We start from the raw sequence: 25,774 nt of genomic DNA, 5'->3' as shown, positions 1-25,774 counted from the left end.
TCTATTCCTCAGAATCCCAATTTACTTCTATAAATTTCTCAGGATGATTTTCCTTCAAATGACCAAGATTTGGACAAGTTGTTGTGTGTATAACAACTCCTTTAGATACGCTCATGTAACCTTGAATTTGATCTGGATAAGTGGGCTGGCAACATTTAGCCATTTCATATTTCATGCCATCAAATCCTGACACTAAGACTTTTGTCGTTTTTGATTTACTTCCAGCCGTTCTAACTTGCTTCTTTACTAGCTTTTCTTCTGCTGAATAAATATCAATGATATGATTAACAACACTATTAAGTCTTACTGTACCATTCTCAATAGTTGCAAAAAGACTATCTGAATCTTTAAGGTTAAACTTAGATGCAACCTCTGCAAAATCTATTTCTTTAAGATCATAACCCTTAAGAGCTTTTGATAATCGGTCTTTACCTAAAGCTATATTATCTTCTTTATTTTGCTCATTAAACCACCTAATTACTCTTGATCGATTACGAGATGAAGACAGATAACCCAAACTTTCTGATGCCCAATCTTTACTAGGATTCGGCTCTTTATGAGTTAGAACTTCGACTTTATCGCCTGTTGCTAACTTAGTTGTTAAAGGAACTATTTTACCATTTAACTTAGCACCTTTTGTTCGATGACCAACCATAGTATGTACAGAGTAAGCAAAATCTAGAACTGTAGAGCCTTCTGCCAAATCAATTAGCTCATTCGCAGGAGTAAATACATACAGTCTCTTATTAAGTTCTTTTGTAATTTCTCCGCCATCATCATTAATCTCTCTTTCCCATTCAAGAAGAGATCTAAGCCAAGCAACCCTTGCCTCATAAGAAGCGTCGAATTTAACTCCTTCTTTATAACGCCAATGAGCTGCAAAACCAAGTTCTGATTCTTCATGCATTTGATGAGTTCTAATTTGAATTTCTATATTTTGCTCACCAACTTTTACAACTGTATGTATAGATTTATAACCATTTGGTTTAGGGTTGGCTATATAATCACTAAACTCTTCTGGAATTGGAGAATAAAGATTATTTACCTCTGCTAGGACTTTATAACATTCATCAATATTATTAGTTATAACTCTAACTGCTGTAATATCATACAGATCATCTAAGCTTTGATAACCTTTATTTTTAAACTTCTTATAGATACTATATATATGCTTAACTCGTCCCTGAATCCCAGCATGCAAATCATATTTTTTAAGAGTTTGTTTAAGCTGCTCCATAACATCATGGAGAAAGCTCTCTCTTTGTTTACGCGTTACTCCCAAACTCTTTGCAATCTTTTTATACTGTGCTTGATCAAGAAAGAAAAATGCTCTATCCTCAAGTTCCCACTTTATAGTACCTAGGCCAAGCCTATTTGCTAATGGTGCATATATATCGAGTGTTTCTCTGGCAATAATTTGTTGTGTATTTTCATTCAGAGACTTTAAATGACGAACTGTACATAATTTATCAACTATTTTTACAAGAACGATTCTGACATCTTCAATAATAGTTAATAACATCTTTCTAAATGTATCAATTTGCTCAGTAGAAATTGTGTCAGAGCGATACATTCTAATTGCGGACATCTTTCGGGTACCTTGTAAGATCTTTAAAACAGTCTGATTCGTAGCCTGTTCTATTTCCTCATCAGAAATATCTCCAAAGTTATATAGTTCATAAAGTATACCCGCAGATACTGATTCTTCATCAGCTTTGATCTTAAAAAGTACATACGCCATCTCAATAGCATATAAAAAAGAACTAATCCCAGTAGGATGGCGAACTGATTCGGCACTTTTGTTTTTCAACATTTCTAAAGCTGAAGCTATAAGCTCAAATTTTTCACCCGTATAAAAACTCTTTAATTCTGAAATTAAAAGGCCATCTTTTATTTGACCATCACTATCTAAAAGCTTAGAGTCAATAACTTGCATAAATACCTACTTTTTTAAAAAAATACAAAGCTAGTCTATAAGCCGGGTTCTGTAATAGACAGTCATTTATCTAGGCTTACTGTCACCAGCAAGCTCAAGCGACCTACCCTGTCACAGTGCGAGCAGCACATATACGTGACGCTATTTGGTCTTGCTTTAGATGGGGTTTACAATGCCATTGCGTGTTACCACCAATGCGGTGCGCTCTTACCACACCTTTTCACCCTTACCTTTTAAAAAGGCGGTATATTTTCTGTTGCACTTTCCGTAGGCTCACGCCCCCCAGATGTTATCTGGCATCTTGCTCTATAAAGCCCGGACTTTCCTCACTTATAATAAGCGCGACTGTCCGACTAACTTTGTATATTTAGCCTTCTCTAACTTTAGCCAATTCAATACTATTATTAGATTTTACAGAATTATACTCTTCCTGCAAAGAACTTATCTTAGCATTATATTGCTTTTTTAATTTAATAACTTCTGACTCTAAATTCATTCTATCATTACTTAATTTAAGACGACTCTCGTTATACTCTTCTTGCAGTCTAATCCTATCATATCTAACAGCTTGGATAAGCTTAAAAAGCTCAATCATTTCATCAGAGAATTGTTCAAGTTTATCTACACTAAAAGTTTCCACAACAGGAATTGGCTTAGGTCTATTATTTACAAATTTATTATTTGTATACGGTCGTTTTTTTACATCAAAATTAGGCTTTTTCATAGAAATAAATAAAAGATTTAAAGATTAATGAACTATATATGAGGTAATCTATCAAAGGCTACTAATAATTGCAATCCAATAATACCTACACCACTAAATAATATCAAAGATAAATACAGTTTACTTAACAAATTATTTTTTGCTTGCTGAGTTCTAATTACCCAAACCATCATAGCCGGTTGTACAACCAAAAGCATAGCGACAAAAATACTAGCGTACCCTAAAGCAGCTATAAAACTATCAACAAAATATATAGCAAATACAAGAGGAGGTAGCAAGGTTATAGTAAGAGCTAGTAATTTCTTAGACTTTTTAGTTATATCTAAACCATATAAATCTCTATTAAAAGAAAATAGTGCTAATGCCACACCTAAAAATGAAGTAATGATTGCAAAATTCTCAAATAATCTTATAAACATAAGAGGACCATGCTGACCTAACCCTGTATATGCCTCAGCAAGTGTTTTACCTGTAGCATTAAGGTTTATAAAGCCATTATCCCCATAAATACCAACAGTACCAAGTGTAGCCACAACCCAAATCAGATAAACTAATAGTGGTGTTAAAGCTCCAATAGCAACCGTCCTTTTAAAAACCTCATCATTTTCAAAATAGTTTCTAATCGATGGAATAACAATGTGAAACCCAAAAGATGTAACTAGTATAGGAATAGCAAACCAAACATATTCAACGCCTAACGCTTGGCTCTCTAACAATGAGGATTGAATTTGAGGTGCAACAAAAACTATAAACAATATAAAAGCCAAAATTTTTAAACTCAAAAAAAGCTCATTTACACTAAAAACTACTTTTATACCTTTATAAATAAAGTAACCAAAAACCAAACAAAATAAAAGTTTAGCAACACTATTACTTTCTATACCACACCAGCCAAATATATATGTTTGGAATAACTGACCTCCCATAAAGATATAGGCCGTTAATAGTGAATATAATAAAAGCAAGTAAAATAATAAATTCAATACTCTTCCTGACTTACCAAGAATATTATGAGCTATGGAATCCATATCTGTACCTAAAGGCTGAGAAACATTTGCCTCTATAATCAACAAAGCTGTCGCATACATTATTATCCAAACAAGAAATAAGGCAGCTACCGCATAATTAAATCCAACAGCAGCTACTGCAAAAGGAATCCCTAACATTCCTGCCCCTACGGCTGTACCTGCAATAATAGCTATTGCACCTATTTGCTTAACCTTTGAAACATCCTTCACTTAATCATTTCTCATTCGGTAGTTTAAAACACTAAATTATAGCAAGATTAAACAATTAAAGGCAACCTACTAAATATTTCTAGCACTAACTTGATAGCTCAAGATTAATTTAACTGCTTAGATTCTATGTCAAGATATAAGTTTTCAATAGTATAGTCACTAGGTTCAGTTAAACACTTATTATCAGACATAATACAATATGACTTAGTATTATCTTTTGTAAATAGAAATTCAAATATAGGAGTATTTGTAGGATATTCAGCTGGTATGTTTGTTTTACCTGTTGCTGACTGCTTAGATGATTTAGACAAAGAAGATATAACATCAAAAATTGCATACGGTGATAATATATCATTTGATGTACTTTGGTTATTTGACTCTGTTAATATAGCCTTTTTATTATTAGCTGGGATGACAGTTATATTTTTACCCGATACTTTTGCAACATCGCCATTACTTAAATAATCAAGTCGAATATTCTTTGCAAAAATAGAGCCTTTTCCATTATCAAAATTTGAATCATATGTAGAAACAATATATGAACCGTTTTTACCATAAGCAGATAGATTAAAAGTATCATTTGACTCTATTGTAACCAATAACGCGGTATTATCTTGATCAATACCTAAACCAATATGTTTTTTTGAATCTGACATAGCAGATATTAATCTACCCAGCCTTCCTCTATCACCAAAATGCGTATCTGTAATAACTTCAAATGGTAATAAACTTAGTCCAGACATCAGACCACCATTCTGTTCATGCTGTAATTTCACAAGCTTAGGATTTGGGTTTATCCTTTGATCTGCAAAACCAGTACCTCCAACAGCTCCATCTTTAACACTTTTTTGTGCAAGACCTTGATTATGATGAAAAAACAATATTCCGAAAGAATCTTTAGCTGAATCACTTATCCCACCAAAGGTTATATCCCCTAGCACAGCCATACCTGCAGAAGTCCCTACCATCAAAGCACCACTATTGTATTTTGGGGCGACCTCTTTCATTAAAGTATTATATGAACCATCATCATTTAACCATGTTCTAGAATGTAAGGTTTGATTACCTCCATTAAAAAAGATAATATCAGCATCTTTTATAATTCGAGCATTTTCAGCCCCTTGTTTTGTATTGGTATCTGTCGTTGTTGTATAGTTATCAACATTTGCGATAACATGCTTTGTTATAAAACCATTGTCTTCAAATAGCTTTTTATAATATGGGTATACCTTATCTTTTGCTATTTCTGAGTTATCTGCTGCTGATGTAATCACTGCTACTTTAGGACATTTTGTAGTATTCCAATCACCACAATTATCTTGCCTATCAAGTTTCATATCTATAGCAGATGCCATATCATCAAATATCTGCGAATATGTACCATCTAGATTACCACCAACCAAAAAAACTTTTTTAGTAGTTGAGTATGAATATCCCGTAAACAATAGAACTATCGAGATGACTAATACAATTTTTTTCATTTAATTATGCCCTTGGATCATAATCCATTTTTTCTTGCATTTGCTTATAGAACTCTTTTTTATCATCTGTATCTGCAGGAGGTAACTTCACATCATATACAATATAAAAGTCTCCATCTCCAAGCCCCTTACCTTTAATTCTCATCTTACGACCTGATTGGCTTCCTTCTGGTACTTTCATTTTCTTTTTACCAAATGGAGTATCAATTTCAAGAGTTGTACCAAGAGCAGCTTCCCATGGTGCAACATTTATATGCTCATAAATATCATTGCCATCAACTTTATAATTTTTATGATCTATCACTTCTACTTTGATATATAGATCTCCTGCGGGTGCATTTGTACCGACTCCAGCAGCTCCTTTGCCTTTAACACGTAATTTTTTACCATTACCCATTGCAGGCGGAATCTTCACATCAACATTTTTATGTTGCATTGACGGCATGCCATTAGCACTTACTTCCTGATAGCTATAAGATACTGTTCGTTTCCCTCCAGCTATTGCATCCTCTACATTCAAGCGTAATGAGACATTTATATCTTCACCTTTTCTAGCTCTTGGTTGACCTCCACCAAAACCTCGACTTTGACCACCTCCGCCAAAAAGATCTCCAAAAATATCACCTAAGTCTTCAAAATTAAAATTCTGCGATCCACCTTGAGAGAAGCCGCCAAAACCGCCGCCTTGACCGCCAAAGCCTCCTTGTTGGACTTTATCCCAGTTCTCACCATAACTATCATAGAGAGCTCTTTTCTCTTTATCGCCGAGAACATCATATGCAGTCTGGATTTCTTTAAACTTATCTTCAGCATCCTTTTCTTTATTAACATCTGGATGATATTTTTTTGCTAAACGCCTATATGCTTTTTTCAAATCAGCTTCTGATGCATCTCTACTTACACCAAGCAGTGAATAATAATCTGCCATACTAAAACTCCTAAACTCTAAATTTCATACCACAACCAAGTATGTACGAAATAATTCTTAATACCTTGTTACTAGATATAGGGTCAACTTGAATAAAAACAAGTCTTATACAAAACTATTTATCAATTAATAAAAAAATATATGAAGAAAATAAAGATGCTTCTAACTTTTAAGAAGATAGAAAGTCAGATCTATACCTCTATAAGAAATAATAATTCTTAATAACTGTTTTATGCTACAGCTTTATAAATAACTCCTGCAAACATAGCCCATAAGAAATTAAATACGATATTCATTATGAATACTGTTGAATCTGCATTAGAGCCAAAGAAACCAGCTCCCTGAAGTGGCATCAAGACCAAGAAATTAAAAAATATAACTGCTAAGCCGATTATAGCACTTTTAATCCAGATATTTTTAGATATAGGGAATGCAAATAATATTGCCCAAACGCCTCCCCATACCATCAAACGGTAAAGGTTATATTTAAAACTATCATCAAGAGATATAGAGTGTTGACGAATTAAGGTAAAAATAAATAGCAAAACCATTGCACTAATTAGACCACTCATAAAACCTATAAAAACACTATTTAGATTATTCTTCATTTAAGTTCTCTCCTTGCTTATTTTTTCAGAACAATAAAATTCATAACAGCGATAACCTGCTGTCCACAATACTAATATAGTATAGATTACCCCTAAATAAAACACTGTAGTAGGTAATAAAATCATAATTATAAAAAATACAAACGTCTCTGCTCTTTCAATAAGTCCAGGACTATAGTAAAAACTCTTTTTTGATTCTTTTTGACTAAATATACCAACCAATAAAAAGCTGTACATACAAAAAGATATCGATATAAATATAAAAACAGCTATCCAAAGATTTTGTAAAGGCTGATTAATAAATATTGCTACTATAATAAAAACCTCGACTGCTCGATCAGATAGAATATCAAGAAGAGTACCAAAATTAGATGATGAATTTTGTAATCTTGCAATAGAACCATCCAATATATCTAAATAGCCTGACAATAGTAGAAGTAAAACACATAAATATTTATCATAAAACAAGGACAGCGCACTTAATAAGCCAACAAATAAAGCTAGTAACGTAACAGCGTTTGGCTTAACTTTATTTCCTAAAATTTTTGCAACATTAGCAACAAAAACTTTTTGAAAAACTGGTCTTAACCTTTGATCTATCATAATTTTTTACCAAATATCTTCATCATGAACCTCACAATTGCCTTAACTTTAGAGCCATAAAGTGTAGGAGTAAAATAGTTACCTGCTAGTCTTTTATTTAATTCACTTAACGTCGGATATGCAATAATTTGTGAGGTCATATTTTTTATTTTCATTTTATTCTTAATCACTATAGTCCATTGCACTATAAGTTCGCTGGCACTTTCTCCAATAATTGTAGCTCCTAAAATATAACCCTTTTTATCTATAGCTACTTTTACCAAACCATTCGTTGATAAGCTAGCTTGTGCTCTATCATTATCTTTATATGAAATTTTTAAAATTTTTGCTCCAGCATTTTTAGCTTCAGACATAGATTGACCTACATGAGCTATCTCAGGGGTAGTATAAATTGACCATGGAAGACTACTATAATCAACCTTAGAGGGCAATTTAAATAACATATTCTGAATGACAATTCCCGCATGGTAACCTGCTACATGTGTAAACTGGTAACCTCCAGTCACATCACCAATAGCATAGATATTTTTGAGATTTGTTCTTAAGCGATTGTCAACGCTTATACCTTTTGATGTATGAGTAATATCTGCACTCTGTAAATTTAATTTTTCAATATTTGGCTGTCGACCTGCAGCAACTAATAAATGAGAGCCTTCATAAGATTTTGAACCACAGTTAATCTGTATTACCTGAGCCTCTTGTTCAATTGAATCAATATTTACATTAGTTATTATATTTATGCCCAAATTATCCAGTTCTTTAAGCAAAATATCTCTACATTCATGGTCTAACATTCCCAAAATAGTATCTGACGCTTCAAAAATAGTAACCTTTGAACCTAGCAGTGCATGAGCTTGAGCTAACTCTATACCTATAGGACCTCCGCCAATTATCATCAAATGCTGAGGTTTTTCTACTAAATCAAATATAGTTTCATTAGTTAGATAGTTAACCGTATCTAAACCTTTGATACTTGGAATACTTGCTCTTGAACCAGTAGCCATAACTATATACTTTGCTTTGATAATATTATTACCAGCTTTAACTGTGTGTTGATCGACTATCTCTGCATATTCTTGAATTACATTTACACCTAAACTCTCAAAGCGCTCTACAGAATCATGTGGCTCTATTTTTGCAATGACATTTTTAACGTGCTGCTGAACTTTTTTATAATCAATATCTACATTATTAATGTTAATGCCAAAATCTTTCGCCTTATTTGTCTTTGCGATAATTCTTGAAGCTTCTATCATTGCCTTAGATGGCACACAACCATAATTAAGACAATCACCTCCCATCTTACCACCCTCACAAAGCACTACTTTTGCTCCCATTTGCACAGCTCCAGCTGCTACAGATAAGCCCCCAGATCCTGCCCCAATTACACAAATATCTGCTTTAATCATAATTAGTAACCTTTTTCTTAGATTTTTTGACAAAGACAGGCACTATTGACAAAATAGCTAAGGCTACTATTGGCAAGATAAATTCAGGCTCTAAAATAATTCTCATATTAATATCGTTACCTTTTTGAATAAGGTAACTAAGACTAGTACCGACCCATACGTAAACAACACTACCAGGAATAATTCCAAGAAAAGTAGCCCAGAAAAAATCTCTAAATTTAACCCCAAGTATCCCTGCTGCAATATTTATTACAAAAAATGGAAATATTGGAATTAGTCTCAATACCATAAGATAATTAAAAGCGTCTCTCTCAAACCCTAAACGCATTCTTGCAATGCTACCTTTTATCTTAGTTTGCAAAGCTTCTCCGAGAGATGTCCTTACTGCAAAAAAAACAACACTTGCACCAATAGTTGCTGATATGACTACAAGAAAAGATCCTAATAATAAACCAAACAACAAACCTCCTAATAGTGTCATTACTGTAGCTCCTGGGATAGAAAATGCTACTACAGCTATATATGCAATCACAAAAACTAAAATACTTATAGCAAAATAATTATTTGTAAAAGTTAAAATATGTTGATAATTTTCTTTTAAAGCATTTAAGGATAGATACTCTTGTCCTCCAAGACTAAAAAAAGCAACAACACCAATTATTAAAATAACTATCGGCATGAATTTATAAAACTTACTATTTGTCATTATCTAAGTTATTATTAAACTATGTATATAATACATAATATACTTATGATTAAAGAAACTCAGCAAATTTATCTTAGTTCAATAAATAAAGATAAATTTAAAAATATTTTTTATGTAGAAGAAATACAGACGCCAATTGCTTCTATGCTTGCTATTGCTGATAGCGACTACTTGTATGCCTGTATTTTTGAAAGTGATTCAGCTATCAAAACCATTGAAGGATTACTAAAAACTTATTCAGCAAAGATTGTATTTAAAGGAAACAAAATAACTCAACTTACAAATTCTCAGTTAGATAAATATTTTAATAAAGAACTAAAAAGCTTCTCAATCCCTTCAAAATTAACCGGTACTGATTTTCAAAAACAAGTTTGGCAAGAACTTCGTGAAATTCCTTATGGCAAAACTATTAGCTATCTAGAAGAAGCTAAAAACATGGATAAACCAACAGCATTTCGAGCAGTGGCTAATGCTAATGGTAAGAATCTATTCCCAATAATCATTCCTTGTCATAGAGTAATTGCTTCTAATGGTAAACTTGGTGGGTATACTGGTGGTTTGGATAAAAAAAAATATTTGCTGAATTTAGAAAAAAGTACCTAAAATGAAAGCATTATATAGATAAGTTTTTTAGGTTTCCTTAAAAGGTTATTCCCCTTATATAACTATAAAGTTAAAGTTGACACTTATGATTTTATAAAGCCTATTTGTAGGTGTTCCAACTAAAACTCCAACAAATAATGTAAGCTAATAACTTTAAGATTTATGATATAGGAAAAGAGTTACTCCGAGTATTAGTTGATGCCATTAAAAGCTTATAGTTAAAGGAGATACAAGAATTTTAATAAAAATATTCCCTGCTAGCTGATAACAAACTTTGTACTATCCACCTCATAGAATCGTTTCTCCAAAGTCAAGAACAATAATTACTTTTTTACTATTCTAATATCAAAAAAAATTGATAAAATTTAAGTGAGTATTAGGAAATACTTAAGTGCCTTGTTTTCATTTACTTTGTCAAGGAAATGGTAATGAATTTATACTAGCCAAGTTGGGAGCTTGGCTAGTAACAAGTTGTTTAACCCTGTGCGGTCAACCCCTTGCTATAAAAACGACTGTGCTCCTAGTAAAAAATAAGGAGATGATGAATATGCTTAAAATACTTGCTAAGCTGGTTCTAAACATTCACATAATAATTATTATCTTATAATAGATTGTGTGAAATTTCTATCTAATTCTACAAAATCCTCTTTCTATGCAACCAAATCCACACTAGTGGAATTGCTATAATTATAATATCTGCCCCAACTAGTATCATTGTGTATTGAAATACATTTTTAACATGTGAAAATGCTGGTGGAAACATCCCTAATACAAAACCCAGAATACACATAAAAATAGCAACTAAAGACATAGATACAAGTAGCCAGTTTGAGTTTCTCTTACCAACATAAAATACCCTATGTGTATCAGGTTTAGTAAACCTAAGTCTAATAGCTGATGCAAACACCATAATCCACATCACAACAGTAAACTGTGATGTAATCGCAACTAGTAATGCAAATGCAGCGTATACAGAAGGCATTATTAAGAATACTGAAGATAACACAACTACTATTAGTATCTGTATCACAAGCATATTTACAGGCATACCATACTTATTTTTTCCAGCCATAATCTTTGGAAAAAGCTCTTGTTCTGCAGCAGTTTGCATCCCTCTAGCAGGACCCAAAACCCATGTACTAAGAGCTGCAAGCATACCTATACCAATCATAATAACCACTAAAGGCTTAACATTACCAAGGCCAATTATATTTAAGACTTGTGATATACCTTGAATCAAACCATTTAAGACATTTACATCTTTTACTGGGATAATTATCGTCAAACCAACTGTTGTTAGAATTGTTAAAGATACAATTATTAAAGTAGCCATCAATATTGATCTTGGAATATTTTTCTCAGGTTTTTCAATATTTGTCATATGAAAAGCTACTGATTGAATCCCAGAATATGATGATAATGTTTTAACTAATAATGCATAAGTACCAAGTGAGAATACTGGCAGCACATCACTAACTCCGCGATATTCAAGATTACTCTGTCCTGTTGCTAAGAAATATATTGCGCCTGATACTAATAAAACTCCAGGAACTATCATCCCAAAGACAGCTCCAATTATATTTAGTACAACAACTTTTCGTAATGGTAAACAGTTAAACAAGCTTATTGTAATAAATACAGTTATCATAACTAGCCAGAAACCTACACTAGTATGAGTATTCTCGGCAAAACCTCTAAAGCCGATATATGAAAAAGTTGCTATCAAGGCTGTTACTGAACTTGGAAAGCCAACAACATTATTGAACCATTCAAGCCACATAGCAAGTACACCAGCCTTCTCCCCAAGACCTGCCTTAACCCAGCTAAATACTCCGCCATTATTTTTGGTAATCATACTGCTTAACTCAGCACAAACTAGTGACGTTGGAATTAAAAAAGTAACCGCAGCAATGAGGTAAAAGAAAATACTCTGTAATCCAATAGTTGCCATATATGCGATTGAGCTTAGATTAATAATCGCTGAGATATTTAACATCGTAAGCGATAGCGTTGATATTTTTTTGTTTGATAAACTCATAATAAGTCCTAAATAAAATACTCTTTAACAGTTGGTCTTAGATTATACTCACTTGCTAAAACCTTACCATAAGCACCTGCTGAATATATAGCTATTAAGTTGCCTCTTTTTAGCTCTGGTAATGGATAGTATTTTGCAAACACATCACTTGACTCACAAATTGGACCTACAACATGATAGTGTTGTTTTTCTTTGCCATTATCCTCTACCAATCCAACTATCTTGTGCTTAGCTTGATATAGCGCTGGTCTCAACAACTCTGTCATACCAGCATCAACAATTACAAAATCAGTATTTTGAGTAGTTTTGTTAAATAACACTTGTGATAAAAGCATCCCAGATTGACCAACCAATGCTCTACCTAACTCAAAATGCAACTTAACATCATCACAATACTCAAAAAACTCTGCAAAATTCACAAAGAAACTATCAAAATCAGCAATTGGATTTAATTCAGGATTGTCATAATCAATACCTAGACCACCACCAAAGTTAATGTGTCCAATTTTCACTCCAATCTGCTCAAGTAGTTTCATATGCTCATTTGATGTTATTGCTAAGGATTGAAAAACTTGATTATTCAGAATTTGTGAGCCTACATGATAGTGCAAACCAATAACATTAATATTAGCAAACCTATAAAAACCAACATTAAACCAGTTAAGAATATCAGCAAAAGCGATACCAAACTTATCATCAAATTGACCAGTACTTATATAATGGTGAGTTTGAGCATCTATATTTGGATTTACTCGCAGACAAATATCCACAAATTTATTTTTAGCTTGAGCAATTTGGTTTATTACTTCAATCTCTTCTAGAGATTCGCAATTAAATGCGAATATATCATTGTCTATAGCGAGTTCAATCTCCCAATCAGCTTTACCAACTCCCGCAAATACAACATGCTTAGAGTTAACGCCCTGTTCTAGCGCTCGGCTAATCTCTCCTCCACTTACACAATCTATTCCCATGTTGTGCTTTTTGGCAATACTTATAATATTTGGATTATGATTAGCTTTAATAGCATAGTGGATTTCTGCATTCTTAAAGTTTTTATCTAATGCTGATTTTGCAGTTGCGAAAGTATCTTCTAAAAGCTGTGTATCATATATATAGCATGGAGTCGTTAATGATTTCGCTCTAACTTGTTCAACTAATTTCTTATTATCAAAAATCGTGTAATTGCTCATCTAATTTCCTTGAGATAAATTTGGTAAATTCCAAGCCTGTTGAACTTGGTTATAAATATTTTGTGGTAATTGTACTAATACTGGATCCTTACTAGTATCTAAAGCCTGCTGAATATCTTTTATATCTTTCTCAGCCATTGCTGTACAGCCCTCTGTACCAGTTCCTGAAGACTTCCAAATATGCATAAAGATACATGAACCTTTTTCAGGTATAGCTGGATTTGTATTATATAAAACCTCTATTCCATACTTGTATATTTGGACTTCTGGCATATTTTCTGATGATTGCCAATCTTTTTGAATATTGGAACTATCACTATCTACTATTTGATTATAGTATTTTGAATTACTATCATCTACACAGCGAATACCTGTTGTTAAAGGTATATATTCCGAATTACTTAATAACTCATTTGAAAAGCCAAAAGTTTTACCTAAATTAAAAATTCCAGCCGGTGCTTTATTATCACCTTCTCTTTTCTCTGGGGCTTTTGCAAATTGCTGATATGAACTATCTGCCCACGCTAAACCATTCTTGCCAACAACTGTTGGAATAGCAGATTTTATAACTAGCCAATGATTCTGCTTATCTTTTTTAAAAAACCACAACTGTCCTTGTACACTTTGCCAATTTTTTGTCGTTACAACTATAAGCTGTTGTGCTTTATTTATATTTTCTATATTTATATCTGGATATACCATTCTCTTAAACCTATCTTTTAAAACTTAAATTCTTTGCAAAAATATAAATTAAAGAGGTTTTCGTTTAGTGTATGATTTGCGGTTTTTTGATATTAATGAATAATTTTTTTTGAAATAAAGATCTGAAATATACATACACTATTCTCCTTTTGCTACAGATTCCAAATACGACTCATAAAGTTATAACCAAATGCCATGCTCATATTTTATTCCTTTAGTTATTATTTAACGAAAAACATCACTTATCCTACTAGACTAAACAATAATCAATAACTTGTAAAATATTTTTATATGTGAAATTAAATTATTTGATTTTTAATACACCAAAATTATTATAAAATAATGTTTATCTACTCTAAGAGAGTTGTAAATAAACTAATTTAGATGCAAAATTGCATATATAGAATATTTGTTGTCTGCTTATACTAGATATAGGTTACGTTATGTTATGTATTGAAACAAAGATTCTTTTAATTTTTCAAATCACAAAGGAGACGCATAAATGAATGCTCAAAAGTATATTGATAGTGTAATCGCTGATGTAGAAAAAAGAGATGGACATGAGAAAGAGTTCATCCAAGCAGTAAAAGAAGTTTTTTCTACTCTTAAGCCAGCCTTAGAGCAAAATCCTAAATATATTGAAGAAAATATTTTAGCTCGTATGGTAGAGCCTGAAAGAGGAATCTCTTTTAGAGTACCATGGACAGATAGAAATGGTAATATTCAAGTAAATAGAGGCTACAGATATCAATTCAACGGCGCTATTGGACCTTTCAAAGGTGGTATTCGATTCCATCCAAGCGTATACTCTGGAATTATCAAATTCCTTGGTTTTGAGCAAGTTTTCAAAAACAGCTTAACTACACTTCCTATGGGTGGTGGTAAAGGTGGTGCTGACTTTGATCCTAAAGGAAAAACAGATCAAGAAATCATGAACTTCTGCCAAAGCTTTATGATGGAACTACAACGTCACATTGGTCCAGATATCGATGTACCAGCTGGTGATATCGGTGTAGGTGGCAGAGAGATCGGCTATATGTACGGTCAATACAGAAGAATTAGAGCATGTTTTGAAAATGGTGTGCTAACTGGTAAGTCACTAGAATCAGGTGGAAGCTTAATTCGTCCAGAAGCTACTGGTTATGGTGCTGTATTCTTCTTAGATGAAATGCTTAAGCATGATGGTGAAACTATGGAAGGTAAAACTGTAATCGCGTCTGGTTATGGTAACGTTGCATGGGGTGTATGTAAAAAAGTAACTCAACTTGGTGGTAAAGTTGTTACTATCTCAGGTTCTAAAGGTTTTGTACATGATCCAGAAGGCATCAACACTGAAGAAAAAATTGAGTACTTATTAAAAATTCGTGCTGGTGAAAAAACTATGCAAGATTATGCTAAAGACTTTGGCGCAACTTGGCACCCAGGTGAGAAGCCTTGGGGTGTGAAAGCTGATATAGCAATTCCTGGTGCTACTCAAAACGAGATACATGAAGAAGAAGCTAAGCAGTTAATAGACAACGGTGTTAAATATGTTGTTGAAGCATCTAACATGCCTGTAACTAATGAAGCTATCGCTTTATTACAAAGTAAAAAAATTAACCTTGCTCCAGGTAAGGCTTCTAACGCTGGTGGTGTAGCTTGTTCTGGTCTTGAAATGGCTCAAAACTCTACTAGACTTGCATGGACAGCTGAAGAAGTTGAATCTAGACTACGTGAAATCATGGCAAACATCTTCCAAGCATGTGTTAATGCAAGTAGCAAATATGGCTATGATTATAACCTAGTAGCTGGTGCTAACTTAGCAGGTTTCGAAAAAGTAGCTGAAGCTATGATTCAACAAGGTAGATATTAATTAAAACCTCTTTTTTTATTCTAGCTAGTATTTTCAAATAAATCTTACTTACTAGCTTATTTCTGATAAAATTAGCTTTCTAAATATTTTTTATAAAACATTGTCACAATGTCTACTTTTCAAGATATTAATAAAAATACATCTTTCCACTACAAAATAAGACTGTTTATCCTGCTATCATTTCCTATTTTGATGGGTATGACTATTGACTTATTTGCTCCATCACTACCTGGGATTAGCTCATCATTACATATTTCAGCATCTGTATCAAAAATGGTTATCTCGCTATACTTAGTTGGATATGCGTTAGGTAATTTTATAATTGGTGTAATGACAGATGCGCTTGGACGTAAAACATTATTAAGAGCCTGTTGTATAGGATTTGTAGTTTCTAGTATATTACCAACAGTTATACCTAATGAATATGTACTATTAACTGCAAGATTTGGACAGGGTTTCCTTATGGGAGCTATTGGTGTTGTTAATAGAGGTATATTCTCAGATACTCTGCCTCCTGAGAAACTTTTAAAACTAGGTCCAACGATGGGATTTCTATGGGGATTAGGACCAATAGTAGGTCCTATTCTTGGAGGTTTTTTACAAGAACTATTTGGCTGGAAATCCGGCTTTTACTTTTTTAGCATTATCGTTGCTATTTTAACGATTTTAGTATTTAAATATATTCCAGAAACTATTGAAAAAAAGACAAAACCAAATGCTATAAAAATAAAAAATGATCTCATAGAGGTTTTATCAAATAAAGAATTTATATCTCTAAGTATAGTTATGGGAGTTGCATATTCACTTATTATAAGCTTTAACACATTAGGACCATTTCTTATACAAGATATTATGGGATATTCAGCAGCTTATTTTGGAAAACTCGCAATATTTTTAGGTTTTGCATTTTTACCAGCTCCAATTATTAGTCGCAGATTAGTAGATCTTTTTTCTGTTGGTAAGATATTTTTTAGCGTTATTCACTTATTTAGTTTATTAATCGCTGTGTTTTTTATAATCAGTTTTGCTATACCAAACAGTATTAGTTTGTTAATTATTACAACAATGTTTGTATATTTTACATGCGGCTCAATATTTCCCCTCTCAATGGGAAGAGGTATATCAATGTTTCGCCACATCTCTGGTACCGCTGCTGCAATTATGTATTTTATAAATATGTCAATCACAAGCTTAGTATCTTTTATTCAAAGTTATTTGCATGCACATACTATCATAGACATCATTAGCATCTATTTAGTCTTAATGTTTATAATCATTAGTCTATATTGGTATAAACTAAAAGATCTTTAACACATTCCATATTGGAAGTTCTGATATACATTTTTTATCTTTTTTCCTCTCTGTTATACTTTTGTTATAAGCCATCTTTTTATGAGTTTAGCTATATGATTAAACATATCCTCAGCCCAAATATAAAGCATCTAGATAAAATAACGGTCAACAGAATATTACCATCCTCGAAACAGCAGATGGTTGGACCTTGGATATTTATGGACCATTTTGGCCCTGCTACTTTAGATAGCTCTATCGCTCTTGATATACGCCCTCACCCACATATCAACCTTGCAACAGTATCTTATCTACTAGAAGGAAAAATTACCCATAGAGATTCTCTGGGAAACATCCAGACAACAAAACCTAATGAAATAGGATTAATGGTAGCAGGCAAAGGTATTACTCATTCAGAAAGAGAACCCAAAGAGAGTCGTAATCAAGCAAGAATATTACATGGACTACAACTGTGGCTAGCTCTTCCTTTAGAATTTGAAGAGGTTGAACCAGAGTTTTTACATTATTCAGAATCAACTCTACCGACATTCAAATATAATAACGCTCAAATAAAACTACTTATAGGTAAAGCATGGGAACATGAATCTCCTGTAAAAACCTTCTGTGATACACTTTTAGCTCATATAGAACTACAAAAAAATTGCTCTTTAGATATTCCTATTAAGGAGCAAGTAGGTATTTATGTTTTATCTGGAGAACTCGAAATATCCGATCAAAAAATTTCAAAATCTCAATTAGCTATTTTAGAAAATACTACTAATATTAAAGCACTTTGTAATAGTGAATTTATAATTCTAGGTGGTGATAAACTAGGTAAAAGATTTATAAAATGGAATTTTGTTTCCAGTAAAGAAACCAGAATAAATCAAGCGATAAAAGACTGGCAAGAAGATAAATTCGATAAAGTTATAGATGATGAGGATGAATTTATACCCTATCCAACAAGATAGATTATAAATACCTTACAAGAGTAAAATTAAAGATCTTTTAGATATTTCATTAGGTATAATATACACAAATTTTAAAGCTCAAAATCGATGGTAATATAAATGACTCAAACAAATAAATATGATGTCATAATAATTGGAGCTGGTGCTGCTGGACTTATGTGTGCTATAGAAGCTGCAAAAAGAGGCCGTAATACTCTAGTACTAGATCATGCAAACAAAGTGGGCAAAAAGATCCTAATGTCAGGAGGTGGTCGCTGTAACTTCACAAATTATAATGTCGCCCCTGATAGATATTTAGCAGACAATCAACATTTTATGAAATCTGCCCTATCTCGCTATACTCAATGGGACTTCATTGGCTTAGTTAGTGATTATAATATCCCATATCATGAAAAAACATTAGGCCAACTTTTCTGCGATAACAAAGCGAAAGATATCGTAAATATGCTTTTATCAGAATGTGATAAGTATGGTGCTAAAATACAACTTTATACAGCTATTGACAAAATTTACAAAAAAGAAAATAGCTTTTATTTACACTCAAAAGATCATACATATAGTTGTGAATCTCTAGTTATCGCAACAGGAGGTCTATCAATTCCAACGATGGGCGCTACAGGGTTTGGTTATAAAATCGCAAAACAGTTTGACTTAAAAGTTAATTCTCAAAGAGCTGGATTAGTACCCTTCATTTTTAATCAAAAAGATCAAAAAAGATTTAGTCAACTAAAAGGTATTTCTGTTTTTTGTAACGTTTCAAACAATAAAGTCAGCTTTGATGAAAATATACTTTTCACACATAAAGGACTTAGTGGACCTGCTATTCTACAGATATCTTCATATTGGAATACTGGAGAAAACATCCAAATCAATTTATCTCCTAATAAAAATATTTCTGACTTTTTAAGCTTAAAAAAAGAGCAAAGGTCAAAAACTACACTTAAGAACACTCTATCTGAGCTACTTCCAAAAAATCTGGTGGCCGCATTTTTTGAGCAAGATATTCTTGAGCAAAGAATATGTGATTTACATAATGACAAAATTACTGCTATCCACGATAAAATACATCAATGGAAAATTTACCCACAAACAAATGAAGGCTATAAAACTGCAGAAGTTACACTTGGCGGTGTAAGTTGTGATGAACTTTCATCAAAGACCCTAGAGTCCAACAAAGTTGCTGGACTTTATTTTGTGGGTGAAGTGATTGATGTCACAGGTTGGCTAGGAGGCTATAATTTCCAATGGGCATGGGCTTCAGGGTGGGCTTCAGGACAAGTTGTATAAGTAAAAAAGCTACGATATAATGTATCTAATAAACTGAGCATATTCAAAAAACGACATATAAGCGATATTATGAGAATCCCAGTACAAAAAGAAATTGCTATGAAAAGAGCCATATTTAATGCTATTAAAAATGGTCAAAGTGCTGCTAAATTAGCAGATGGTTTTGGAGTTTCTAAAAGCACTATTTATAAATACCGCAGAGCCTTAAGAGATCAAGGCTTTGTCAAAAAAAATGAAAATGATGTCTATGTTGTAACTCAAAGTAAGTTCTTAGAAGATATATCAAGTAAACCTTCTAAAAATATAACAAAAGAAAATACTTCAATAGGTAATCCTGAAAAGCAAACTCCGAGTATTGATACCCCTGATATGGCTACAACTAATACACAAACACACAATACCGAAGAAAAAATTCAGGAGAAGCTTCGAGAAATAAGGATGACAAGAGTTGCTGCTCAACAAGCTGAAGAAAATACAGGGCTTTTCAAAAAGTTTTTTAACAAATTCAAAAAGAGCTAATTTTTTTATTTTTCTTTATTTGCATTCTCAAAAACCTCACTATATAAACTAAAACAAAAGCTAATGAACTTAGTATCAACCCTCCCACAAAGCTACCTAAATATAGTGGCTGCCAGAATTGCCAAATATTATTCATGACATAAGTAGCATATGCTTTCCATTCAATAATATTTATATTTAGGCCTAATATAAAGCTACCAAAAAGATAATTAGCAAAATATAAAGGTAGCCACGTAATAGGATTACTAATCCAAACACAAGCTATAGCTAACGGTATATTGGCCCTAAGATATATACACATGATTACAGTAGGTACCATCTGGAAAGGCATCGGTATCATCATCCAGAATAGTCCAATCATCAATCCTCGTGCAACAGATTTATAACCAAACTTCCATAATTGTTTTTGCAACAATTTTGCTTCTACAATTCTAAGACTTCTTGTTTGACCAAGCCTCTTTTTGAGTTTGACTAACTTACGGGCTCTACTATAATTCATAACAAAACTTCTACTAAGTTTATAAACTAACAGTTTTACATAGTAATTATTTTAACCTAAACTAAACACTAAGGATAATTATTAAACTAAAGATATGTCTCAGCAAACAATACTAATAACAGGATGCTCCCATGGCGGCATTGGCTACGCTACTGCAAAATATCTTAAAGATCAAGGACATAGAGTTTTTGCTTCTGCAAGGCAACAAAAAGATGTTGAGGCTCTAATTACTGAAGGTTTTGAGACATACCAGATTGATGTAAATAATTATGCACAAGTAGATAAAGCACTACAAGATATTTTAACGAAAACTAATGGAACTTTAGATATAGTATTTAATAATGCAGGATTTGGTCAAGCTGGTGCAATAGAAGATGTTGATACAAAATATTTAAGAGATGAATTTGAAACAAACTTTTTTGCTCTTCATAATCTGACCAGTCAAGCTATAAAAATAATGCGTAAACAAGGTTATGGAAAAATTATTCAACATAGTTCCGTATTTGGTCTAGTATACTCAAAATATCGCGGGCCATATATTGCCAGTAAATATGCTGTTGAAGGTTTAACTGATACACTACGTCTTGAATTAACTGGGACAAATATACATATAAGCACTCTAAATACAGGACCAATAACTAGCAAGTTTAGAGAAAATATGGTCAAAACAGCAAAAAATATTGATATACAAAGCTCTCATCATAAAGATGAATATGAAAAAATGCTAAAATGGCAACATAAAAAAATTCCTTTTAACGAGCCTGCAATATCAGTAGCAAAAGTTGTTGAGAAAATAATAAGTAGCAAACAACCAAAAGCACGTTATCATATTACAAAGGCTACATGGATTTTTGTAATCTTAAAAAGAATCTTACCGACTAATCTATTAGATAAAGTATTACTAAAATTATAAAAGGCTTATCAATTTAAATATTTTTCAATATCTTCTTCAATAGGTGTCATTATAGAGCCATAATTTGGAGTTTTATAATCTTGACTAGATTTAAAGCTCCCTTTAGATAATTGTTGACTCTGAAGCTTATCTGTTAGCAAAATAACTGCAAAATTCTTTTTAGGATCAATAACTGTTACCATTCCTGTAAAACCAGTGTGTCCAAATGCTTTATCACTAGCATAGTCACCCATCATCCAAGCCATTTTTCCATCATCTCCAGCTAGCCTCCAACCTATTCCATAAGTATCATTTGTTGCAACAGGAGTTGTAAATAGATCTAAAGTCTTTTGATCAAATAGAGTCACTCCATTATAACTACCTCCATTTAAAAGTAGCTTAACTAATGGCTCTAAATCTTCAACGCTACCAAATAATCCAGCATGCCCAGATACCTCACCCATACTATAGAAAAGCTTTTCATCTTGAGAATGTCCTCGAATAGGATTAAGACGCATATTATCATAAAACTCTATTCTCAAGTATTTTTCATAAACCTCGCTATATGATGCATCCCAGTTACCAATAGCAGTTTGTGCAATTTGATTAATATCCACACCATTTTCAAGAGGCTTATATGTAAGTTGTATTCCTAAAGGTTTATAAATCTCCTCTTTTACATACTTATCTTGTGATTTACCAGTAATATGCTCAATAATAGTTCCAAGTAACATAAAATCAGTATCACTGTAAATATTTTTTGTACCAGGCTCATACTCTCTAGGCACCACAAGATAATTTGGATTATTGTCACTATCATTTCGACCTGTTATAAAATCTAAAGTCGTTGCTCTATCTTGAGAATAAAAACCATTTTCTTCTACTGTCTTGCCGTTGTACATAACATCATTTCTATTATAGAAGTTTACTTCAGGGCCAAAACCTGCTGTGTGTTCTGCTACCTGTTTTACTGTGATATCTTTGTATGGGTAGTCTTGTATATAGTCTGCTACGGGCTTATTAAGATCAAGTTTGCCTTGGTATACCAAATGCATCATAGAAAATACAGTTGAATAAATTTTTGTCAAAGAAGCTAAATCAAATTTTGTATTTACTGTCATAGGCGCTCTTTGTGCCATTTCTAAATAACAACTATTTGGAATAGTATAATCCGGTCTTGTTATACAATCAGATTTAAACCTATCACGATAGCCATAAGCTGATTCTTTAATAACTTCGCCATCTTTAATTACTGCCAAAACAGCTCCACCAAAACCATTATCAACATCATTTTGTATAATAGTATCAACATTTTTAAAAATACTATCCTCTGTTTGTGATGCACCAAAAACAATACCTAATGATAATGATGTAATTAATACTATTTTCTTAATCATTACTAACTCTTCTAAATTTATACAAAGCCCAGCCAATGAGAATAAATGCTATAGGTCCTAAAGCTAATTCAAGCTCATAAATAATAATTTCAGTAGTTGTTTTCAAATCTGCAGGGGGCTGAAAACTAAATATAATTCCTAAACATAAAGATATTAGAACTAATATACTTACCAAATATTTAAATCTTGTTTCAGCTAACTTATAGTACGCCAGAGCCACATAAATATATGGTATAAAATATAATACAGTAGCCATAAGTATCAAAGCATGATACATAGTATCAACTGTTGGCAATAGATTTGTGAATAAAATAATTATACTTACAATTACACCCATAAAAATTAAGCCATTTGCTGGAGCATTGTACTTATTTGTCTTATGTAACCATTCTGGCAATATACCTCTAGGTGTACATTTAAAGAACATCGTAATAGGAGCAACAAGCCATATAGTAATTCCTGCAAGCTCAGCAAATGTTAACAAAAATGCCATTAAATGTGCTAACCAGCTTATACCCAGCTTTTGCCCTAATAAGTTAAATGCATCGACAAGGCCTGCCGTTTCACTTATATTATCAGGCGCTAAAACAATATTTATAGCAATTGTACCTAATATATAAAAGCCTATTAAAAGAAAGGCTGAAAAAATCAAACTCTTATATAAAGTTTTTCCTCCGCCCTTAACAGAATTTGCAAATGTTGGAATAATTTCAATTCCAGACATAGCAAACATAATTATTGTTAATGTCGAAAGATTACCAAATATGCTGTCATGTGGAATTATATTATTAGAAGTAAATTCAGTAGCGCTCCCTCCATATATAAAATACGCAGCAAAGCCTAGAATTATAACTACTATGGCAGGGACTATCGCTCCTAATAACCCGCCAATATCACCTATCATTTTACTAGCTCTTAAGCCATATAAATTAATTAAGATAATAGCCCAAAATACAATAAGTATTAATGTAGTAACCCATATCTGATCATGGATTTTATCAGGCATACCTATAAAATAAGCAAAGTTAGCTGCAAAAAATATCATTAAAGTAGGATAGTAAAAAAGGTTGTTAACCCAGTATAACCAAGCAACCATAAACCCAGACTTTTCACCAAATGCTATAGTTGTCCAAGTATATGCCCCACCCTCCTCTGGATATCGTTTGGATAGATAAACAGCTATAAATGTTAAGGGAATAAAAAACATTAAAGCTCCTGCTATCCAGAAAAAGATAGCCGAAGCTCCTAGTCCTGCTGCTACAGCTAACCATCTAATACCAAAATTAGAAGCTATTGTCATTAAAGTAACATCTTTAAAACCTAAAACTTTATTATCATTAGAGGTTAAATCCATAAGTGACTCTCATTTTTTAAAAAACTTATAAGAATCAATTATATGTAATAAAAAAAATTTATGTAGGGGAAATATCTAGATTTTTTTAATTATTAATTGCTAGTTATATCAAAGGCTATTAACAATAATGAATACTTATCTACAAAAATAAGCTACTTGCTTCTAAACTTATACAAAGCCCAACCTATAACAATAAATATAATTGGACCTAAGATTAACTCAAACTCATAGATAAAAATATCATACATACCTGTTAAGTCACTTGGCGGTTGGAAACTGAAAATAATACCTAAAGATGTAGAAATAAAGACAAAAAAGCCTAAGAAATATTTATATCGATTATCCATAAGCTTAATATAAGCAATTACTAAATATAGATATGGTATGAAGTAAAGTACTGTTGCCATAAGAATCAAAGCTTGATACATCAAATCTACAGATGGTAAAAAGTTTGTTAAGACAACAATCAAAGTTACTAAAATACCCATAAATACCAAGGCATTTTTTGGTGAGTCATGTTTGTTTGTTTTATGTAACCACTCGGGAAGGATACCTTTAGGAGTACATTTAAAGAACATAACTACTGGTGCTAAAAGCCAGATGCTAACAGCTGCAAGCTCTGCAAATGTAAGTAAAAATGCCATCAATCTTGGGAACCAATCCCAGCCAAACCTTTGTCCAATTATCTCAAATGCTTCCATAAGCCCAGAAGCACTATTAATACTATTAGGAGATGCCACAAGATTTAAAGCAACTGTCCCTAAAATATATAGACCAAGCAGAATAAAAGCAGAAAGCATTAAACCATAATATAGGTTTCGTTTTGCATCTTTTACAGAGTTTGCAAAAGTTGGGATAATCTCAATCCCAGCCATTGCAAACATAATAATTGTCAAGGTCGATAGATTATGCCAAACATTTTCATGTGGGATAATATTTCCCAAAGAGAAATCTGTAGCACTCTCACCTACCATCAAATATGCTATAAAACCTAATACAATAATGGCAATAGCTGGTAAAAATGAACCTAAAACACCACCAATATCTACTAGATATTTATTTGCTTTTAGACCATAAAAACTAATAAATGTTACTAACCAAAACGCTGTCAATACTACAATCGTAATATAGTAATGATTACTAACCAAATCAGGACGACCAATGAAATATGCAAAGTTAGTAGCTAAGAATATAAGTACTGCTGGATAATAAAATACCGTATTAACCCAATATAACCAAGCTACCATAAAACCAGCTTTTTCACCTAAAGCTCTAACTGTCCATGAATAAATACCACCCTCATCAGGATGTTTTTTAGAAAGCTGAACTGCAATTACAACCAGCGGTAAGAAAAACATTACAGCACCAAGTATCCAGAAAAATATTGCTGAGGCTCCCAAACAAGCTGCAACAGGTATCCAACGAATACCAAAATTGGCTGTAACTGCCATTATTGTTACATCTTTTAAGCCAAGAACTTTATTATCATTTGAGATTGAACCCATAAATAACTCTTATTTTTTTAAAAATTTGTAAGAATTATT

23 protein-coding genes and 1 other RNA gene are annotated in these 25,774 nt (G+C 32.4%); 7 read left to right on the top strand and 17 right to left on the bottom strand.

Going from position 1 to position 25,774, the window contains the following annotated elements; all coding sequences use genetic code 11:
- Position 1 precedes the first annotated feature (1 nt).
- From QI37_RS08055 to QI37_RS08015, 10 genes are all read right to left on the bottom strand, one after another.
- Positions 2–1,936 (bottom strand): RelA/SpoT family protein, encoded by a 1,935-nt coding sequence (locus QI37_RS08055; protein ID WP_040010275.1) that lies wholly within the window; start codon positions 1,934–1,936, stop codon positions 2–4.
- A gap of 22 nt (positions 1,937–1,958) precedes the next feature.
- Positions 1,959–2,297, bottom strand: an RNA gene (gene rnpB, locus QI37_RS10030) — RNase P RNA component class A.
- 6 nt (positions 2,298–2,303) lie between these two features.
- A complete protein-coding gene (locus tag QI37_RS08050; RefSeq protein ID WP_040010274.1) occupies positions 2,304–2,660 on the bottom strand; it encodes a hypothetical protein in 357 nt (118 codons plus the stop codon).
- Positions 2,661–2,692: 32 nt separating this feature from the next.
- Positions 2,693–3,898, bottom strand: coding sequence for an amino acid permease (locus tag QI37_RS08045; RefSeq protein WP_040010273.1), 1,206 nt, complete (start codon positions 3,896–3,898; stop codon positions 2,693–2,695).
- 104 nt (positions 3,899–4,002) lie between these two features.
- Positions 4,003–5,379, bottom strand: a complete 1,377-nt coding sequence (locus tag QI37_RS08040; RefSeq protein WP_040010272.1) for a cyanophycinase — start codon at positions 5,377–5,379, stop codon at positions 4,003–4,005.
- A gap of 4 nt (positions 5,380–5,383) precedes the next feature.
- Positions 5,384–6,307, bottom strand: coding sequence for a DnaJ C-terminal domain-containing protein (locus QI37_RS08035; RefSeq protein ID WP_040010270.1), 924 nt, complete (start codon positions 6,305–6,307; stop codon positions 5,384–5,386).
- A gap of 230 nt (positions 6,308–6,537) precedes the next feature.
- On the bottom strand, positions 6,538–6,915 hold the full coding sequence (locus tag QI37_RS08030; protein ID WP_040010267.1) for a hypothetical protein: 378 nt from the start codon (positions 6,913–6,915) through the stop codon (positions 6,538–6,540).
- Positions 6,916–7,518 (bottom strand): CDP-alcohol phosphatidyltransferase family protein, encoded by a 603-nt coding sequence (locus QI37_RS08025; protein ID WP_040010266.1) that lies wholly within the window; start codon positions 7,516–7,518, stop codon positions 6,916–6,918. It abuts the gene before it with no gap.
- Positions 7,515–8,927, bottom strand: a complete 1,413-nt coding sequence (locus QI37_RS08020) for a dihydrolipoyl dehydrogenase family protein (RefSeq protein WP_040010264.1) — start codon at positions 8,925–8,927, stop codon at positions 7,515–7,517. Before QI37_RS08020 ends, QI37_RS08025 begins: the two co-directional genes overlap by 4 nt.
- Positions 8,920–9,633 (bottom strand): TVP38/TMEM64 family protein, encoded by a 714-nt coding sequence (locus tag QI37_RS08015; RefSeq protein WP_040010262.1) that lies wholly within the window; start codon positions 9,631–9,633, stop codon positions 8,920–8,922. The genes QI37_RS08020 and QI37_RS08015 overlap by 8 nt, the downstream gene beginning before the upstream one ends.
- A 45-nt stretch (positions 9,634–9,678) precedes the next feature.
- On the opposite strand from QI37_RS08015, the gene QI37_RS08010 reads away from it, so the two are divergent.
- Positions 9,679–10,236: a methylated-DNA--[protein]-cysteine S-methyltransferase gene (locus tag QI37_RS08010; RefSeq protein ID WP_040010767.1), complete on the top strand. Its 558-nt coding sequence runs from the start codon at positions 9,679–9,681 to the stop codon at positions 10,234–10,236.
- A 634-nt stretch (positions 10,237–10,870) separates the two neighbouring features.
- On the opposite strand, the gene QI37_RS08000 is transcribed toward QI37_RS08010, so the two are convergent.
- From QI37_RS08000 to QI37_RS07990, 3 genes are read right to left on the bottom strand one after another with little or no spacing between them, the layout of a single operon-like run.
- On the bottom strand, positions 10,871–12,274 hold the full coding sequence (locus tag QI37_RS08000) for an APC family permease (RefSeq protein ID WP_040010257.1): 1,404 nt from the start codon (positions 12,272–12,274) through the stop codon (positions 10,871–10,873).
- 8 nt (positions 12,275–12,282) lie between these two features.
- A complete protein-coding gene (lysA, locus tag QI37_RS07995; protein ID WP_040010256.1) occupies positions 12,283–13,467 on the bottom strand; it encodes a diaminopimelate decarboxylase in 1,185 nt (394 codons plus the stop codon).
- Positions 13,468–14,169 (bottom strand): L,D-transpeptidase family protein, encoded by a 702-nt coding sequence (locus QI37_RS07990; protein WP_040010255.1) that lies wholly within the window; start codon positions 14,167–14,169, stop codon positions 13,468–13,470.
- A gap of 502 nt (positions 14,170–14,671) precedes the next feature.
- On the opposite strand from QI37_RS07990, the gene gdhA reads away from it, so the two are divergent.
- The 5 genes from gdhA to QI37_RS07965 all read left to right on the top strand — a co-directional run bounded on the left by gdhA (position 14,672) and on the right by QI37_RS07965 (position 20,088).
- Positions 14,672–16,021: an NADP-specific glutamate dehydrogenase gene (gene gdhA / locus QI37_RS07985; RefSeq protein ID WP_040010254.1), complete on the top strand. Its 1,350-nt coding sequence runs from the start codon at positions 14,672–14,674 to the stop codon at positions 16,019–16,021.
- Between the two features lie 108 nt (positions 16,022–16,129).
- On the top strand, positions 16,130–17,332 hold the full coding sequence (locus tag QI37_RS07980) for an MFS transporter (RefSeq protein ID WP_235261375.1): 1,203 nt from the start codon (positions 16,130–16,132) through the stop codon (positions 17,330–17,332).
- A gap of 95 nt (positions 17,333–17,427) precedes the next feature.
- The gene (locus QI37_RS07975; protein WP_040010252.1) at positions 17,428–18,282 is read left to right on the top strand and encodes a pirin family protein; all 855 of its coding nucleotides are present in this window, start codon (positions 17,428–17,430) and stop codon (positions 18,280–18,282) included.
- A 99-nt stretch (positions 18,283–18,381) separates the two neighbouring features.
- Positions 18,382–19,569, top strand: a complete 1,188-nt coding sequence (locus QI37_RS07970; protein ID WP_040010251.1) for a BaiN/RdsA family NAD(P)/FAD-dependent oxidoreductase — start codon at positions 18,382–18,384, stop codon at positions 19,567–19,569.
- A 69-nt stretch (positions 19,570–19,638) separates the two neighbouring features.
- The gene (locus QI37_RS07965; protein WP_040010250.1) at positions 19,639–20,088 is read left to right on the top strand and encodes an FTL_1293 family small RNA FtrC-regulated protein; all 450 of its coding nucleotides are present in this window, start codon (positions 19,639–19,641) and stop codon (positions 20,086–20,088) included.
- Here the strand turns inward: QI37_RS07965 and QI37_RS07960 are convergent.
- Complete coding sequence (locus tag QI37_RS07960; RefSeq protein ID WP_040010249.1) at positions 20,075–20,587, bottom strand: DUF2062 domain-containing protein; 513 nt, start codon at positions 20,585–20,587, stop codon at positions 20,075–20,077. The genes QI37_RS07965 and QI37_RS07960 overlap by 14 nt on opposite strands.
- Positions 20,588–20,681: 94 nt before the next feature.
- Between QI37_RS07960 and QI37_RS07955 the strand changes: the two genes are divergently transcribed.
- A complete protein-coding gene (locus QI37_RS07955) occupies positions 20,682–21,500 on the top strand; it encodes an SDR family NAD(P)-dependent oxidoreductase (RefSeq protein WP_040010248.1) in 819 nt (272 codons plus the stop codon).
- 8 nt (positions 21,501–21,508) lie between these two features.
- Here QI37_RS07955 and QI37_RS07950 read toward each other — a convergent pair whose 3' ends face one another.
- The 3 genes from QI37_RS07950 to QI37_RS07940 all read right to left on the bottom strand — a co-directional run bounded on the left by QI37_RS07950 (position 21,509) and on the right by QI37_RS07940 (position 25,735).
- The gene (locus QI37_RS07950) at positions 21,509–22,876 is read right to left on the bottom strand and encodes a serine hydrolase (protein WP_052399175.1); all 1,368 of its coding nucleotides are present in this window, start codon (positions 22,874–22,876) and stop codon (positions 21,509–21,511) included.
- On the bottom strand, positions 22,869–24,230 hold the full coding sequence (locus QI37_RS07945) for an APC family permease (protein WP_040010247.1): 1,362 nt from the start codon (positions 24,228–24,230) through the stop codon (positions 22,869–22,871). Before QI37_RS07945 ends, QI37_RS07950 begins: the two co-directional genes overlap by 8 nt.
- A 152-nt stretch (positions 24,231–24,382) precedes the next feature.
- Positions 24,383–25,735, bottom strand: coding sequence for an APC family permease (locus QI37_RS07940; RefSeq protein ID WP_040010245.1), 1,353 nt, complete (start codon positions 25,733–25,735; stop codon positions 24,383–24,385).
- Between the last annotated feature and the right edge of the window lie 39 nt (positions 25,736–25,774).

Origin of the sequence: Candidatus Francisella endociliophora (genome assembly GCF_000764555.1) — a bacterium.
Classification (GTDB): Bacteria; Pseudomonadota; Gammaproteobacteria; order Francisellales; family Francisellaceae; genus Francisella; species Francisella endociliophora.
The sequence above is the reverse complement of the archived record's forward strand: the minus strand, read 5'-3'. Positions and strand labels throughout refer to the sequence as shown.

Bases quoted from the DNA above. Each gene is read 5' to 3' on its own strand.
- QI37_RS07960 (WP_040010249.1), bottom strand. From the start codon at position 20,587: ATGAATTATAGTAGAGCCCGTAAGTTAGTCAAACTCAAAAAGAGGCTT.
- QI37_RS08030 (WP_040010267.1), bottom strand. From the start codon at position 6,915: ATGAAGAATAATCTAAATAGTGTTTTTATAGGTTTTATGAGTGGTCTA.
- QI37_RS08055 (WP_040010275.1), bottom strand. From the start codon at position 1,936: ATGCAAGTTATTGACTCTAAGCTTTTAGATAGTGATGGTCAAATAAAA.
- QI37_RS08025 (WP_040010266.1), bottom strand. From the start codon at position 7,518: ATGATAGATCAAAGGTTAAGACCAGTTTTTCAAAAAGTTTTTGTTGCT.
- QI37_RS07945 (WP_040010247.1), bottom strand. From the start codon at position 24,230: ATGGATTTAACCTCTAATGATAATAAAGTTTTAGGTTTTAAAGATGTT.
- QI37_RS08020 (WP_040010264.1), bottom strand. From the start codon at position 8,927: ATGATTAAAGCAGATATTTGTGTAATTGGGGCAGGATCTGGGGGCTTA.
- QI37_RS08035 (WP_040010270.1), bottom strand. From the start codon at position 6,307: ATGGCAGATTATTATTCACTGCTTGGTGTAAGTAGAGATGCATCAGAA.
- QI37_RS08010 (WP_040010767.1), top strand. From the start codon at position 9,679: ATGATTAAAGAAACTCAGCAAATTTATCTTAGTTCAATAAATAAAGAT.
- QI37_RS08040 (WP_040010272.1), bottom strand. From the start codon at position 5,379: ATGAAAAAAATTGTATTAGTCATCTCGATAGTTCTATTGTTTACGGGA.
- QI37_RS07965 (WP_040010250.1), top strand. From the start codon at position 19,639: ATGAGAATCCCAGTACAAAAAGAAATTGCTATGAAAAGAGCCATATTT.
- QI37_RS07975 (WP_040010252.1), top strand. From the start codon at position 17,428: ATGATTAAACATATCCTCAGCCCAAATATAAAGCATCTAGATAAAATA.
- QI37_RS08000 (WP_040010257.1), bottom strand. From the start codon at position 12,274: ATGAGTTTATCAAACAAAAAAATATCAACGCTATCGCTTACGATGTTA.
- lysA (WP_040010256.1), bottom strand. From the start codon at position 13,467: ATGAGCAATTACACGATTTTTGATAATAAGAAATTAGTTGAACAAGTT.
- gdhA (WP_040010254.1), top strand. From the start codon at position 14,672: ATGAATGCTCAAAAGTATATTGATAGTGTAATCGCTGATGTAGAAAAA.
- QI37_RS07990 (WP_040010255.1), bottom strand. From the start codon at position 14,169: ATGGTATATCCAGATATAAATATAGAAAATATAAATAAAGCACAACAG.
- QI37_RS08050 (WP_040010274.1), bottom strand. From the start codon at position 2,660: ATGAAAAAGCCTAATTTTGATGTAAAAAAACGACCGTATACAAATAAT.
- QI37_RS07955 (WP_040010248.1), top strand. From the start codon at position 20,682: ATGTCTCAGCAAACAATACTAATAACAGGATGCTCCCATGGCGGCATT.
- QI37_RS07950 (WP_052399175.1), bottom strand. From the start codon at position 22,876: ATGATTAAGAAAATAGTATTAATTACATCATTATCATTAGGTATTGTT.
- QI37_RS07980 (WP_235261375.1), top strand. From the start codon at position 16,130: ATGTCTACTTTTCAAGATATTAATAAAAATACATCTTTCCACTACAAA.
- QI37_RS08015 (WP_040010262.1), bottom strand. From the start codon at position 9,633: ATGACAAATAGTAAGTTTTATAAATTCATGCCGATAGTTATTTTAATA.
- QI37_RS07940 (WP_040010245.1), bottom strand. From the start codon at position 25,735: ATGGGTTCAATCTCAAATGATAATAAAGTTCTTGGCTTAAAAGATGTA.
- QI37_RS07970 (WP_040010251.1), top strand. From the start codon at position 18,382: ATGACTCAAACAAATAAATATGATGTCATAATAATTGGAGCTGGTGCT.